This window comes from Paraburkholderia sp. A1RI-2L (assembly GCF_048957375.1).
Lineage (GTDB): Bacteria > Pseudomonadota > Gammaproteobacteria > Burkholderiales > Burkholderiaceae > Paraburkholderia.
The window spans coordinates 503224-517196 of the sequence record NZ_JARBTA010000004.1; the positions used below are offsets into that span (position 1 = coordinate 503224).

The window sequence follows — 13973 nt, forward strand, 5'->3', positions numbered from 1 at the left end:
TGGCTGGGCCGTCACCAGCCCGCCGAGAATTGCATCGTGTTCTTCGATATGGGTGTCCCGGCATTTCGCGCCGCGTCTGCTCGCATGAAACGCCCGGAACATTACTGACCCATGGCGATGGCAAGATACGCCTGAATCGCGATACACTTTTATGATTGGACGCCATCGTTTTAGGGCTTCGTGCCACCAGGCGTTAACACCAATCCATGCGAAAACGCGGCCGCTGCCGAATGACGACAGGCGGCAAGCCAGATGCGTGGGGGAGACATAATCATGGAAACGATGCTGCGCGCGGGCGCAATGAGCGGATATCTCGACGTGGCGCGGCGGGCTGGGCTGAACCCGGTCGAGCTTGCTCAGGAAGCCGGAATCGACGCCGCGGCGCTCGCAAATCCGGACGGGCGCATTCCCGCCTCCGCCGCTTGCCGGGTCCTCGAGCTCACGGCCGAAAAGGCATCGTGCCCGACTTTTGGCCTGCGAATGGCCGAAACGCGCCAGAAGTTCGGCACGGGCCTCGTCAACGTGCTGCTCGCGCACAAGCGCACGCTGCGCGAAGTGCTGCTCGCCGCGGCCGAATACCGCCATCTGTTGAACGAAGCCCTCGCGATCTATGTCGAGGATGCGGGTGACACGGTGACCATCCGCGAGGAACTGGTCGTCGATCCGGGCATTCCGACGAATCAGGCGATCGAACTCGCTGTTGGCGCGCTTGCGCGCCACGCCGGCGCCCTGCTCGGTGATCGCTGGAAACCCCGTTCCGTTCATTTCGTCCATCGTGGGCCGGCTGATCTCACGTTTCACCGCCGCTTCTTCGGCTGCCCGCTGGAGTTCGGCAGCGACTTCAATGGCCTCGTATGCGCCGCCGCCGACCTCGACTACCCGAACCCCGCCGCCGACCCTGAGCTGGTGCGCTATGCCGAGAGCCTCGTCGATTCGCTCAATGTGGCGGGCGTCGGCTCCGTCGCGCTCGAAGCGCGCAAGGCGATCTACCTGCTGCTGCCGCTCGAGCAGGCCACTGTTGAACGGGTGGCCGCGCATCTGCATCTGAGCGTTCGCACCATGCAGCGCCAGCTTGGGCTCGCCGATACGAGCTTCACGCGCCTCATCGAGGAAGTGCGCTCCGAGCTGGCTGTGCGCTACATGAATAACCCACGCTATCCGATCGGGCGGGTCTCCCTCCTGCTTGGCTATTCGCAGCAGGGCTCATTCACGAACTGGTTCAGCGCTCGCTTTGGCATGACGCCGCGCGACTGGCGCAGTAGCCACCTGAAATGACCGCGTGGCGATCGCGTTGCGCGCAGGATAGCCACTCGGCAACGGCCTTCGTCATGGTCGATGATTCAACTTCATGATTGATCTATCAACCTTTTGCCGCTCGTGGTTCGATCGCCCCGCACTGGGCGATGCAACGTAACGACCACGATGGGGTCCATGTAAAATAAGGCCAGATTGAATGTCAAGTCCACAAACAGAGAGTAGTCATGGCAATCACTGCAGCGCCCGATCAATCCCTGACGTACCGGCTAAAGGCCTTAAGCAAGATCGCTGACAAGAAGAGCGGCGAAGTCGCGCGCGACAGGCTTGGCCTGAGCTACCCCGAGGCGATCGTGCTCAGCGTCGTTGGGACGTTCGGTCAGCAAACCATCAGGGATATTTCCCGCCGTGGCAATCTCGACAAGGGCCAGGCAAGCCGTACCGTGGAAAGCCTGATCGCCCAGGAAATGCTGACGAAATCAAGCAACGACGCTGACGGGAGAAGCGTGGTGATCGGGCTGTCGGCTGACGGCCGGAAGATTTTCAAAAAAGTCGGTCCGGCGATGGAGAGACGGGACAAGGAACTCTATAAGGGCATGGAAGAAGAAGAACTCCTGGCTTTGCGCTACCTGTTGGACAAGGCGCTCTCCATCAACGGATGGGACGAATCCTGAAAGGGCTGCCGCGAGCCGGCGAATTCCCTGCCGCTAACGGTCGCATGGAGTTCACCGCGCGCGGCTGCCGCTCTGGCTGCCATCAATTACCCTATCGCCCCGTCAGCCCGGACACCCTTTGAAGCAAACCCGCCAGATTCAAACGTGGCGGGTTTTTTTTGCCTGCGTGGGCCTGGTTGCCGCCTTCCTCGCTGGCTGTTTCGCGGCCGTTGCCGCAACCCGAGGGCTGCGCCGCGCATTCCGCTCGGGTGTCTTGCTACGAAAGTCGATGCCCGCTTTATCGAGGATATCGATAGCCAGCTTGCCTTTGTCCGCGCTTGCGCTCGCGGATGCCAACTGTGCGGCCTCGGTCGAGGCGGCCGTCTTCGGGGCCGCTGCACTCGCCTTCCCGGCCGCGGTGGCAGGCTTGCGGCGGACGACGGGATTTTCGACTTCGGCGCTTGCGCTCACCTCTTCAAGCGTGATGCCAAACTTGGCCATCTCCGCGCGGATTCTCACGATCGCCTCGGCGCGCTCGCGCTCCAGCGCTCCCTGCGCCTCTATCTGCAGATTCTGGATGTCGAACATGATCTCATCGTATGTACGCGGCATCGCCAACTCCGGATTTTTTGCCTCGCCATTATAGGCCGGGCTGATGCCGAGATTAGGCGATTGGTCCACGATCTGCATCGGATCCCATCGGCATTCGTTGGCGACGCGATACCAACACCATCTTCATCGCAATTGAACATAGTTGATTTGTCATATAAATGACGATGACAGATTGCCAGCTCGTACTGGTGTTAACACCGAGTGTCACGAAATACCAAAACTCTGGCGTCCAATCATAAAAATATGATGCGGGATTGTCGTATTGTGCAGAGCAACAACGAATACCCATCCTTTAGATTAAAGAAACCCATGAATGAGCTTTCTGGTTACGACTTCGAAGACTTGAAACCCGGTATGGAGGCAAGCTTCGCAAAAACGATCACTGAAGCAGACATTGTCCTGTTTGCTGGCGCGTCGGGTGACAACAATGCCGTCCATATCGACGAAGAATTTGCGCAAGGCACGCAGTTCGGGGGCCGCATAGCACACGGAATGCTGACTGCAAGCGTAATCTCTGCCGCGATCGCTGGCCGGCTGCCGGGACCGGGCACTGTCTATCTCGGGCAAAATCTGCGCTTCAAGGCGCCCGTCAAGCCCGGCGATACGGTACGGGCAACCGTGACAGTCCGCGAACTGATTCCGGGCAAGTGCCGCGTTGTTCTGGATACCGTGTGTACGGTGGCAGGAAAAGTGGTCATCGATGGCGAAGCCGTCGTCATGCCCACATCACTTCAGAAGCGCAGTAGCGCCAAGTTGAGCGTGGTGAATCGATAAATATTCAACGAGCGCGCAAATGATTACTCAACCCAATGTGGCGGAAGGCGCCGTTCAGGCGTGGTCCAACGCGATGCTGGACTTCCTGAAGATGTTCTCCGGTGTCGCATTTGTTGCAGACGCTCTCCCGAGTCCGCAACTTGACGCGAGCACGCAATACTTGCAACAACAGTTGACGCTGTGGGCCGCCACGCTAACCCGCTCCGTTGGCATGGACACGCTGCCTGCGATCAGCCCTGAGCGGCACGACCGCCGGTTTCAGGCGGACGATTGGTCGAGCAATGCCTGGTACAGCTTTCTCAAACAAAACTACCTGCTCAACGCCCGCCTCCTCGAACAGTACGTCGAGGCAGTATCCCTTGATGATAAGGAAAAGCAAAAGCTGCGGTTCTTCACGCGCCAGTTCATCGATGCTGCCAGCCCGGCAAACTATGGCGTCACGAACCCGGAAGCCCTGCGGGCGGCGCTCGAATCAAACTGCGAAAGTCTATGGGGCGGCATCGCCAACCTGCAAGAGGACTTCGCTCGCAAGACCATTTCCATCACCGATGAGACCGCTTTCGAAGTGGGCCGCAACGTCGCCGTATCGGAAGGGGCAGTCGTATTCGAAAACGATCTCTTTCAGTTGATCCAGTACGCACCCCTAACCGCACAGGTCGCGAAGCGGCCATTGCTGATCGTGCCGCCCTGCATCAACAAGTTCTACATTCTCGATCTGCAGCCCGAAAACTCGTTTGTGCGCTTTGCGGTCGAGCAGGGACAAACTGTATTCATCATTTCCTGGCGTAATCCCGACGCCGATCTGGCACGCACGAGCTGGGACGACTATCTGGAATCGGGCGTTATGCAGGCGATCGACGTCACGCTGGCGATTACGGGCGCAGACAAGGTCAACACCGTCGGCTGGTGTGTGGGCGGCACGATCCTCTCGTCGGCGCTGGCGGTGACGCGTGCGCGCAACGAAGACAAGGTCGCGAGCCTGACGCTGCTCACGACGATGCTCGATTTCACCGATCCCGGCGATCTCGGTGTTTTCATCAACGAGCAAACCGTTTCACAGCGGGAGCTGACGATTGGGCGCAGCGGCATCTACCCTGGCCGCGAACTCGGCTTTACGTTTCAGATGCTGCGCGCCAACGATCTCATCTGGCCTTATGTCGTCAACAACTATCTGAAAGGCAAAACGCCGTCGGCTTTCGATCTCCTGTACTGGAACGCCGACAGCACCAACCTGCCGGGACCGATGTACACGTGGTACCTGCGCAATATGTATCTCGAGAACAATTTGTGCGAGCCCGGCAAGCTGAGCATGTGCGGCATGCCGGTGGATCTTGGCCTGATCGACACGCCCGCCTATGTGCTGGCCACGCAGGACGATCACATCGTGCCGTGGCAATCGGCATGGCGCAGCACGCAGCTGCTTGGCGGCGACGTGAACTTCGTCCTCGGGGCTAGCGGTCACATTGCCGGCGTCATCAATCCGGCAACGAAGAACAAGCGCAGTTATTGGGCCGAAGGCGATCTCGGCGGCGACGCCCAAGGCTGGCTGGCCTCTGCGGAGGAAATGCCTGGGAGCTGGTGGAATCATTGGGCCAGTTGGCTGGCGACTCACGCGGGCGGCCGGGTCAAGGCCCGCGCGCGGCTTGGGAATCGCAAGCACGAGCCGTTCGAGCCGGCACCGGGCCGTTATGTCAAGGTGCGGGCAGACTGAGCAACGCCGGGCAAGGCGCGGGTTTCCGCGCTCGCGCGCCTGAATACGCGCTCGCATCGACGCCATCTGTTGGCACACCAAGCCGTGCCACCCCTTTGGCGGGCAAGTTGCACTAGCCGGCGAGGGACAAGCGCTGCGCCATTTCACGACACCTGCATTGCGCCTCGGTCATGATTTCATTCTGCTCGAGCAGGCATGCCGCGCCATTTTCAGCGATCTTGATGCCCATATCGGTGCGCAACGCGTCCACCTCAACGTGGCCTTTTAGGTTTCGTTTCCGTCGACAGTCTTCGCGCTCGTGTCGAACGGCTTGGGGATTTCACTGCTGCCCGCCAACTCCCGGCTGAACCGCCTGAATGCGAATGGCCGCCATCAAGGCAACGGCCGGATGTTCTGATTCATGCGAAAGAAGTTCGTCTGATCATACCGGGCCTTGATCTGCTGAAGCCTCCGGTAGTTCGGACCGTATGCCGCGGCAATGGGCTCGCCCGCCTCGTCGTCATCAAGGTAGTTGACGTAGCGGCCGGAGGCGGAGAATGACTGCATTTTTTCGTAGGTCTCACGCGCCCAAGCCACACATGCCCCGGTCTCGGCAGGCTGCATCCATTGGCTGAGCACGAGGAAGTTGTAGCCTTCGCGGCGATGCGGGAAAGCCGTATCGCTCACATCGACACGAGTGACCGCGCCGTGAAAATGCTCGAGCAGCAATTGGCCCATAGGCGTCGGGCAACGCGCGAAGCAATCGATCATGGTGTCGATCACGGCATCGCTTAGTTCAGCAAGGAAGTTGGACTTCCAGTAGTTGAGCGCGCCTTTGGGGTAGTTGGCGTCGAGCATGCCATTGAGTTGCGTGTAGGGCATGGGCCCCACAGCATCCAGCAGGGGTGCGGCGAACTGCTTGAGCGGGCGCATGGCCGTTTCGGCGTCCTCCAGCGGCCCGCAGTGGCAAGTCACCATGGCGGCCACCGGCAGGCCTGAGCCGTCCGGCGCATGTGTCAGCGTCGCGAACAGCGTGTGCTCGTCGGGCAGCGCGCGTGTGCGATCGCGGAAAAATTCCAGCAGATCGCGAGCGCGCTCGATCGGATGGACGATTGGCCCGCCGATGATGGTCGGGCCTACCGGGTACAGCGCATACTCGAAACCCGTGGCGACTCCAAAGTTCCCGCCGCCGCCGCGCAGCGCCCAGAACAGTTCGGGCTCCTGCTCCCTGCTCGCTTGCAGGACCTTGCCGTCGGCTGTGACGAGTTCCACCGCCAGCAGGTTATCGAGCGCCAGTCCGTATTTGCTCATCAGCCAGCCGATTCCACCTCCGAGAGTCAGCCCTGCAATGCCCGTGCTGGAGACCACGCCTCCGGTGACCGCCAGGCCGTGCAACTGCGTCTCGCGGTTGAGTTCGCCCCAGGTGACGCCGCCTTGCGCCCAGACCGTTCTGTGCTGCGGATCCACGCGGACGCCCTTCATCAGCGACAGGTCGATGACCACCCCGCCATCGATCGTCGCCCGCCCCGCCACGTTGTGGCCACCGCCTCGTACGGCGACTTCGAGGCCGAGTCTGCGGGTCAAGTCGAGGGCGGCCACCACGTCGGCCACGCCAAGGCATCGGGCGATCAATGCTGGCCGCTTGTCGACCAGACCGTTGTGAACCTTCCTCGCATCGTCATAGCCAGCGTCCGTGGGACACAGCAGCTGCCCGCGGAAAGTGGTTGCAAGCTCGGCCGCAGCTTCGGCCAGGGACCCAATCGGCAGCATGGCGTTTTCTCCTCGAGTTCGCTTCAAGTCTCCATCGAAACGACCCCAGGAGCAAACGCGAAGAATTCAGCTGAAGGTGAAATGATTTCATCTACACTGCCCATATGCACAAGCTGCCGCCTCTCGTCGAGCTCCGCACCTTTGAAGCTGCCGCGCGCCATATGAGTTTCCAGAAGGCCGCGCTGGAATTGTGCGTGTCGCCCACCGCGATCAGCCACCAGATCCGGCTGCTCGAGCGCTACTGCGGCTGCGCGCTGTTTCGCCGGAGGCCACGGCCTCTTGCGCTGACCGAAGCCGGCGCTCGGCTGCTCCCTGGCGTGCGTAACGGACTGGAATCTTTCGCAGTTGCCATCGCGGCCGTGAAACGGGATGGCGACCAGCAGCCCCTTCGTGTAACGGCCACCAACGCCTTCGCCAGCCGCTGGCTGGTGCCCCGACTGCCGGCATGGCGGAAATTGCATCCACACGTGCCGCTGGAAGTGATCGGCACCGATGCCGTGCTCGATCTGCAGGCCGGCGATGGCGACGTCGCCATTCGTTATGCGACCTGCCGGAAAACGCCCTCGGACGGAATCGTCGATGCACTCGTGAGCGATACCTTTTGGCCCGTCTGCAGTCAACACCTGCTATTAGAAGGCGAACTAAAGCGGCCCGCCGATCTCGCGAGGCATGTCCTGGTCCACGCCTGGTGGGGGCCGGCCGACCGTGACCCACCCACGTGGCAGCGATGGCTGGCCGTGGCTGCGCGCAGGTGGCGCGGCGTACCCGAGTTCAAGGACATGCAGCACCTGAGTTTCCGCGAGGAACTGCATGCGATTGAGGCGGTCATCGCAGGCCAGGGCATCGGCATTTTCAGCGACATGCTCGTGGCGCCCGAACTCGCCGCCGGTACGCTGGTAAAAGCCTTCCCACTGAGCTTGCCTGGCTATGGATTTTATGTGGTACGCAAACCAAACCATCCGCGCGAGCGCACCATTGCGGCGTTTTCTGAGTGGTTGCGCTCGGTCGTTTAAAAGGTATTGATTCGCTTCCGGGTTACTGGTTTTGCCAGTTTTGATACTCGCGAATCGGCGTATCGGCCTGATTCAGCTGCGACCTCTGAAATGCCATAAAGGGCAAGCAGCAGCGTGAGCAGGCCGAGTGAAAAATACGCCATAATCTGTCGCCAGATAATCTGGTTTCGAATCACGGGTATTGCCAGCGTTTCCACCATAGCGAATCACGGTTTGTCACGAATCTTGATGCGATAAAACTGGAGAAGCGAGTCACGGATGTCCAGACCCAATCCCACGCTGCATCGCAGCCAGAAGCCGCCCATGACCCGGGCGAAGCGGCGCCTCTTGATCTTTGGGACAATCGCTTTGTTAGCGGCGCTTGGCGCGATACTGGCGAGCGTGATCGCCCCAGCCTTCCAGCACACCATCGTCATCACCACGGGCGCGGACAACGGCATCTATCGCGGCTTTGCGGATCGCTATGCGCCGATCCTGACGCGCGCAGGCATCAAACTCGACATCCGCAGTTCATCCGGCTCGGTGGAGAACTATGAGCGGCTGCGGGACCCGAATAGCGCCTATGAAGTCGGCTTTATCCAGTCGGGCACGACCAGTCCGCAGGCAACCGACGGTCTGCAGACGATTGCTGCCGTGTCGTACGAACCGATCTGGGTGTTCTATCGCAGCGACACCACGGTCGACCGGCTGACGCAACTGCGCGGCAAGAGGATTTCCATGGGCGTGCCCGGCAGCGGTCTGCTCAACGTGGCAAAGATATTGCTCGGTTATAGCGGCATCACGAGCGAAAATTCCACGCTGCTGCAAATGGATGCGCCCGCCGCTTATCAGGGACTCCAAAGCGGCCAGATCGACGCGGCGTTCTTCATTGGCAGACCCGATGCCGATATGCAGAAAGCCCTGCTGAATAACAAGACCCTGAAGTTGATGAACTTCGCGCAGGCCGACGCGCTGGTTCAGAAATTCCCGTCGCTTTCGAAAATTGTGTTGCCGCGCGCCTCCACCAGTGTCGCCGAGGACCTGCCACGCACCGACGTCACGCTGCTCGCTGCAACGGCACTGCTCGTATCGAAAGACACGATGCATCCGGCGCTTGCCTATCTGCTGCTCGACGCGGCTCACACCATTCACGGCGGCGAAGATTACTTCACGCCGATTGGCACGTTTCCGAACCTGCGCACCGAGGAATTTCCAATCTCCGATGAAAGCATCCGCTATTTCAAATCCGGCCAGCCATTCCTTTACCGCTATCTGCCCTTCTGGCTCGCGAGCCTGATTGAACGGCGGTTATTGATCCTCGTGCCATTCGCGGCGCTCCTGATCGGTCTGCTTCAGGCATTGCCACGCATGGTGGAAGCGCGGATGAAAAAGCGGCTCGTGGTCTGGTACCGCGAAATCAAGGCGCTGGAAGACGAAGTGTGGAACAACCGCGAGCCGTCTCGCGCACAAATTGCGCAATGGCGCGATGAGATCGAAAACATCGACGCGAACGCCAGCCGGATACGGATTCCCTATCGCTATTTTCAGGACGTTTACGCGCTGAAGCAGGCGATCGGTGTCGTGCGCGACCGCATTGCGCAGGTTGCCCAGAGGGCGAAGGAATAGGCAATAAGCCTGTGCGCAAAAGTTTGCGCCCACGGCTTATTGCCCGCTTTTGCCCCGAAGCAGTGATTCAGGATGGCGCTCCAGGTAATCCGCCATCGCGTTGAAATATTGCAACGTGGGCGTCAGGCCTTGCAAGGATTGATGCACCTCCACATGGAATGGCGAGCCTTGCTGCAAGAAGACCCCGGCTCCAGCAAGCGATTGCTGGGTGGCGTCCAGAGCGTCGCTCAATGGCGGCAGGACATCATTGCTCAAAGACGTCAACTTTCGGTTCATGCCTTGCAATGACGTATTCAGGTTCATGCCCATTTCATCGAGCGGAACCTTGTCGAGCTTTGCCGCCATCTCGCCGGCCTGGCTTTGCAGCGCGAGGACCTTGCTTGGCACGGTCGGCAATTCGATTACATCGTGATCGAAATCTGCCTTGGCGGGCTTCGCCTCCGGGAACAGGCTCAGCGCCACGTAGAGCCGCCCCGTCAGCACGTTGGCGATGCGCAGTTGTCCGCGCAAGCCGCGCGCGACCATGGCTTTCATCGCGGCTTTACCCTCGATCGAGTGCGTTTCAGGAAATTCGCCGTGCGAAAGGCGCTGCAGGCGTTGCGGGTACACATTCATGCTCACCGGCATGATGAGAGTACGCGCCCGGCGATCGTAACCGATGCCGATGTTCGTTACCTCGCCGATCACGATTCCCTGAAAGTCCACCGGTGCGCCCACCGCGAGCCCACGAAGCGACTGATCGAAATACATCACCACGCGCAGCGGTAAACCGTCCGGCTCACGCATTGCTTCGGCCTGGTTTGCAGCCAGCGTGAACGCCGTGTTGTCGGGGGCTTGAGGCTGCGGCGGACTATCGGGCCGCGCTTCGAATGCCAGCCCTCCCGCAAGGATGCTTGCGAGCGACTGCGTATCGATATTGACGCCGTTCGAGGCGATTTTCACCTTCACGCCACTCTCGCGCCACCATCGCGTGCTCGTCATCACGTACTGATCGAAGGGGGCCTTCACAAACACGTCGACGTTGACGCTCGCCCCGTCCTTGCCGATCGAATAGCCGATCACCTGACCAACCCGATCTCTCCGGTAAAAAATGGGCGAGCCGACGTCGAGGGCGCCGAGCGTTTCGGCGTGCAGCCGGTAGCGATGGCCCTTTTCATCGATAGTCACGGCGGGCGGCGCTTCCAGGCCGACGAAATCGCTTGCCTGCTGTTTCGATCGGCCGGCGTCGGCTTCGATATACGGGCCGTTCAGCAGTGCGGAGAGTCCCGACACGCCACTTGCGCCAACTCGTGGCGCCACCACCCAGAACCGGCTGTCCTTCGCGGTGAATTTTTCCGCGTCCCTGGTGAGTTCAACGGTAACCAGCACGCGGGAGAGGTCGTGAGAAAGCCTGATCGCGCGGACAATGCCGATGTCGACGGACTTGCATTTGATGCGGGTCTTGCCGCGCTCGAGGCCTCCGGCGGCAGCAAAGCTGATCGTGACGGTGGGACCGCGCGAGTTTACCGACCGGACGATCAGCACGACGCCAAGCAAGGCTGCGACGAGCGGAATGGTCCAGACGAGCGAAGGCAGCCAGCGCGCCCGGGAATGCGACGCCCCCTCCCTCATTTCGCCACCGGCTCGCGACGATATAGATCGATCAAATGAATGAGCCGCGCTGGAACCCGTTCGACACGCATGGAACCACTCCGTACGTTGGACAAACGACGATAGCTCGACATTGAATCGAGCGGCTGCAATGTGCGCAACGGCCCCGGATTGCTGTCCGTTCCGCCAATACCACTCAACCGCACACCAATTCCCCCTCAGTGAAACCCCTGGGCGGTCCGCCAAGTGGCCTGCGCTATCATGCGCACACATTTTTTAGAACGCTGTTCTGCTAGATAGAACACCAAGACAGCAAAGCCCTTATTCCGCCCCCAGGAGGCGCCCCATCATGTCCAGCCTGCCGCTCGACGTCATCCACGAACCGCCCCCAGTTCACGCCCTTGCAGCCAGCGCCGCGCAAGTCAACGCGCACATCGACCGCCTGCCCGCCACGCGCGCGATCTGGGCGCTCGTGCTGATGCTCTCGCTGGGCGGCTGGTTCGAGTTCTACGATCTGTTCTTCACCGCCTACGTGGGCCCCGGTCTCGTGAAGAGCGGCCTCTACTCGACCACCACCGCGTCGTTCTTCGGCTTCTCCGGGCTCGGCGCCTTCGTGGCCGCCTCGTTCGCAGGCTTGTTCATCGGCACGTTCTGCTTCACCCGGCTCGCCGACCGCTATGGCCGCCGGACGATGTTCACGGCGTCGCTGCTCTGGTACTCGGCCGCGACCTTCATCATGGCGTTGCAGACCACCGCGCCGGCCATCAACGTTTGGCGTTTGATCGCCGGCATCGGCGTGGGCGTCGAGCTGGTCACCATCGATACGTATGTGAGCGAGCTCGTGCCGATGCACATGCGCGGCCGCGCGTTCGCCTTCGTCCATTTCGTGCAGTACACGGCGGTGCCGTCGGTGGCGCTGCTCGCGTGGTGGTTCGTGCCGCGCGCGCCGCTCGGCATCGACGGCTGGCGCTGGGTGGTGCTGCTCGGCGCGTGCGGTGCGCTCATCGCCTGGGCGATCCGCCGCCGCGTGCCGGAGAGCGTGCGCTGGCTCGCGCAGCGCGGCCGCACCGAAGAGGCCGCGCGCGTGCTCGCGAAGCTCGAAGCCAAGGTCGAGGCACAATACGGCCGCCCGCTGCCCGCGCCCGACTACGCTCGCGCAAGCGCCAGCGCGCCGCAAAGCAAGGCGCGCTTCGCCGAAATCTGGCAGCCGCCGTATCGCCGCCGCACGCTCACGATGCTCGTCTTCAACCTGTTCCAGGCGATCGGCTTCTATGGCTTCGCCTCGTGGGTGCCCACGCTGCTCGTCTCCAAGGGCGTTACGGTCACGCACAGCCTGCTTTATGCATTCGTGATCGCCGCTTCGAATCCGTTCGGCCCGCTTATCGGCATGACCTTCGCCGACCGCATCGAGCGCAAGACGCTCGTGGTGCTCTCGGCGCTCGCCATCGCCGTGTGCGGCGCGCTGTTCGCCATGCAGACCGCGCCCGCCATGCTGATGCTGTTCGGCGTCCTCATCACGTTGGGCGGCACGCTGCTCTCGGTCGGCTATCACGCCTATCAGGTCGAGCTGTTTCCTACCCGCATGCGGGCGACGGCGGTGGGCTTCGTCTACTCGATGTCGCGGCTTTCGGCGATGTTCTCGGGCTTCATGATTGCGTTCGCGCTGCGCCACTTCGGCGTTCCCGGCGTGTTCGCGCTCATCACGGGCGCGATGGCGGTGGTTATGGCGGCAATCGGTTTGTTCGGCCCGCGCACCAACAATCGCGCGCTCGACGATATTTCTCATTGATCAAGAGGCTGGAATCACTGTGACTATGCTGCCTTTGGCCGGAGTGCGCGTTCTCGATCTGTCCAACGTACTCGCGGGTCCATTCTGCGCCTATCAACTTGCGCTGCTGGGCGCCGACGTCACCAAGGTCGAGCATCCCGAAGGCGGCGACCTCGCGCGGCGCCTGGGCGCCGACAAGGATGCAGCCGCGCGCAATATGGGCGCCTCGTTCGTGGCGGTGAACGCGGGCAAGCGTTCGATTACGCTGAACCTGAAGGACCCGCGCGGCAAGGAGATCCTGCTCGCACTCGTGAAAGACGCCGACGTGCTGGTCGAGAACTTCCGCCCCGGCGTGATGGATCGTCTGGGGCTCGGATACGATCGGCTATCCGAAGCAAATGCGCGCCTCGTGTATTGCGCGATTTCCGGCTTCGGCGATAGCGGCGAGCTTTCGCCCCGCCCGGCTTACGATCAGATCATCCAGGGCATGGCGGGCGTGATGAGCGTGACGGGCGATTCGACGAGCGCGCCGCTGCGCGTCGGTTATCCGGTCTCGGACACGGTAGGCGGATTGACGGCGGCGTTCGGCATTTGCGCGGCGCTAGTCGATGCGCGCACAAGCGGGCGCGGCCGGCGTCTCGACGTTTCGATGCTCGAAGCCACGCTCGCGACGATGGGCTGGGTGGTGTCGAACTACCTGAACGCAGGCGTCGAGCCCACGCCGATGGGCAACGAGAACTTCACCGCCGCGCCCTCGGGCACGTTCAAGACGGGTGACGGGCTGCTGAACATTGCCGCGAACGAGACGCGCCAGTTCGAGAGCCTGTGCGAGACGATCGGGCGTCCCGAGCTGGCGCGCGACGAACGCTTCGCGGCACGCCATGCACGCAAACACTACCGCGCCGAATTGAAAACCGAGATCGAGGCCGCGCTCGCGGGCGACAGCGCCGAGAACTGGGAAACGCGTCTGCTCGCGCGCGGCGTGCCGGTGGGCCGCGTGCTCTCGGTGCCGCAGATTCTCGCGCATCCGCATCTGGCCGAGCGGCGTTTCGTACGCGAATTCGCTCCAGCCCAAGGCGAGGCTGCGCAACGCGTAACCCGCGCGGGCCTGCGCCTCTCGGACGGCGACGCCGCGCCCACCGCGCCCGCGCCCGCGCTGGGCGCACACACGCGCGAAACGCTCGCTCAGCTCGGCTACGACGCCGCGCGCATCGACGCGCTGCACGCGCAAGGAGTCATCTGAA

At 61.8% G+C, this 13973-nt stretch carries 12 protein-coding genes; 8 read left to right on the plus strand and 4 right to left on the minus strand.

Going from position 1 to position 13973, the window contains the following annotated elements:
- Window positions 1–273 precede the first annotated feature (273 nt).
- Together PWP93_RS30715 and PWP93_RS30720 are read left to right on the plus strand one after the other, a co-directional pair.
- Window positions 274–1275 carry an AraC family transcriptional regulator gene (locus PWP93_RS30715; protein WP_421047375.1) on the plus strand — a complete coding sequence of 334 codons (1002 nt, stop codon included), beginning with the start codon at window positions 274–276 and terminating at the stop codon, window positions 1273–1275.
- 206 nt (window positions 1276–1481) lie between these two features.
- Window positions 1482–1928, plus strand: coding sequence for a MarR family winged helix-turn-helix transcriptional regulator (locus tag PWP93_RS30720; RefSeq protein WP_421047376.1), 447 nt, complete (start codon window positions 1482–1484; stop codon window positions 1926–1928).
- A 138-nt stretch (window positions 1929–2066) separates the two neighbouring features.
- On the opposite strand, the gene PWP93_RS30725 is transcribed toward PWP93_RS30720, so the two are convergent.
- The gene (locus PWP93_RS30725; RefSeq protein ID WP_421047377.1) at window positions 2067–2597 is read right to left on the minus strand and encodes a hypothetical protein; all 531 of its coding nucleotides are present in this window, start codon (window positions 2595–2597) and stop codon (window positions 2067–2069) included.
- Window positions 2598–2828: 231 nt separating this feature from the next.
- On the opposite strand from PWP93_RS30725, the gene PWP93_RS30730 reads away from it, so the two are divergent.
- Window positions 2829–3293 carry a MaoC family dehydratase gene (locus PWP93_RS30730; protein WP_421028640.1) on the plus strand — a complete coding sequence of 155 codons (465 nt, stop codon included), beginning with the start codon at window positions 2829–2831 and terminating at the stop codon, window positions 3291–3293.
- 73 nt (window positions 3294–3366) lie between these two features.
- A complete protein-coding gene (gene phaC / locus PWP93_RS30735; protein WP_421047378.1) occupies window positions 3367–5004 on the plus strand; it encodes a class I poly(R)-hydroxyalkanoic acid synthase in 1638 nt (545 codons plus the stop codon).
- A gap of 372 nt (window positions 5005–5376) precedes the next feature.
- Here phaC and PWP93_RS30740 read toward each other — a convergent pair whose 3' ends face one another.
- A complete protein-coding gene (locus PWP93_RS30740) occupies window positions 5377–6753 on the minus strand; it encodes an FAD-binding oxidoreductase (RefSeq protein WP_421047379.1) in 1377 nt (458 codons plus the stop codon).
- Between the two features lie 104 nt (window positions 6754–6857).
- Here PWP93_RS30740 and PWP93_RS30745 point away from each other — a divergent pair, with 104 nt between their 5' ends.
- On the plus strand, window positions 6858–7766 hold the full coding sequence (locus PWP93_RS30745) for a LysR substrate-binding domain-containing protein (RefSeq protein WP_421047380.1): 909 nt from the start codon (window positions 6858–6860) through the stop codon (window positions 7764–7766).
- On the opposite strand, the gene PWP93_RS30750 is transcribed toward PWP93_RS30745, so the two are convergent.
- Window positions 7763–7966 (minus strand): hypothetical protein, encoded by a 204-nt coding sequence (locus PWP93_RS30750; protein ID WP_421047381.1) that lies wholly within the window; start codon window positions 7964–7966, stop codon window positions 7763–7765. The genes PWP93_RS30745 and PWP93_RS30750 overlap by 4 nt on opposite strands.
- Window positions 7967–8069: 103 nt before the next feature.
- Between PWP93_RS30750 and PWP93_RS30755 the strand changes: the two genes are divergently transcribed.
- Window positions 8070–9371, plus strand: a complete 1302-nt coding sequence (locus PWP93_RS30755) for a TAXI family TRAP transporter solute-binding subunit (RefSeq protein ID WP_421047714.1) — start codon at window positions 8070–8072, stop codon at window positions 9369–9371.
- A 36-nt stretch (window positions 9372–9407) separates the two neighbouring features.
- Here the strand turns inward: PWP93_RS30755 and PWP93_RS30760 are convergent, their stop codons facing one another.
- Window positions 9408–10982 (minus strand): intermembrane transport protein PqiB, encoded by a 1575-nt coding sequence (locus PWP93_RS30760; protein ID WP_421047382.1) that lies wholly within the window; start codon window positions 10980–10982, stop codon window positions 9408–9410.
- A 328-nt stretch (window positions 10983–11310) separates the two neighbouring features.
- Between PWP93_RS30760 and PWP93_RS30765 the strand changes: the two genes are divergently transcribed.
- Together PWP93_RS30765 and PWP93_RS30770 are read left to right on the plus strand one after the other, a co-directional pair.
- Complete coding sequence (locus PWP93_RS30765; protein WP_421047383.1) at window positions 11311–12750, plus strand: MFS transporter; 1440 nt, start codon at window positions 11311–11313, stop codon at window positions 12748–12750.
- A 25-nt stretch (window positions 12751–12775) separates the two neighbouring features.
- A complete protein-coding gene (locus tag PWP93_RS30770; RefSeq protein ID WP_421047715.1) occupies window positions 12776–13972 on the plus strand; it encodes a CaiB/BaiF CoA transferase family protein in 1197 nt (398 codons plus the stop codon).
- The last annotated feature ends 1 nt before the right edge of the window (window position 13973 follow it).

Excerpts from the sequence above, each read along its gene's own strand:
- PWP93_RS30755 (WP_421047714.1), top strand. The coding sequence starts at position 8,070 with ATGACCCGGGCGAAGCGGCGCCTCTTGATCTTTGGGACAATCGCTTTG.
- PWP93_RS30770 (WP_421047715.1), top strand. The coding sequence starts at position 12,776 with ATGCTGCCTTTGGCCGGAGTGCGCGTTCTCGATCTGTCCAACGTACTC.
- phaC (WP_421047378.1), top strand. The coding sequence starts at position 3,367 with ATGCTGGACTTCCTGAAGATGTTCTCCGGTGTCGCATTTGTTGCAGAC.
- PWP93_RS30725 (WP_421047377.1), bottom strand. The coding sequence starts at position 2,597 with ATGCAGATCGTGGACCAATCGCCTAATCTCGGCATCAGCCCGGCCTAT.
- PWP93_RS30760 (WP_421047382.1), bottom strand. The coding sequence starts at position 10,982 with ATGAGGGAGGGGGCGTCGCATTCCCGGGCGCGCTGGCTGCCTTCGCTC.
- PWP93_RS30730 (WP_421028640.1), top strand. The coding sequence starts at position 2,829 with ATGAATGAGCTTTCTGGTTACGACTTCGAAGACTTGAAACCCGGTATG.
- PWP93_RS30745 (WP_421047380.1), top strand. The coding sequence starts at position 6,858 with ATGCACAAGCTGCCGCCTCTCGTCGAGCTCCGCACCTTTGAAGCTGCC.
- PWP93_RS30740 (WP_421047379.1), bottom strand. The coding sequence starts at position 6,753 with ATGCTGCCGATTGGGTCCCTGGCCGAAGCTGCGGCCGAGCTTGCAACC.
- PWP93_RS30765 (WP_421047383.1), top strand. The coding sequence starts at position 11,311 with ATGTCCAGCCTGCCGCTCGACGTCATCCACGAACCGCCCCCAGTTCAC.
- PWP93_RS30720 (WP_421047376.1), top strand. The coding sequence starts at position 1,482 with ATGGCAATCACTGCAGCGCCCGATCAATCCCTGACGTACCGGCTAAAG.
- PWP93_RS30750 (WP_421047381.1), bottom strand. The coding sequence starts at position 7,966 with ATGGTGGAAACGCTGGCAATACCCGTGATTCGAAACCAGATTATCTGG.
- PWP93_RS30715 (WP_421047375.1), top strand. The coding sequence starts at position 274 with ATGGAAACGATGCTGCGCGCGGGCGCAATGAGCGGATATCTCGACGTG.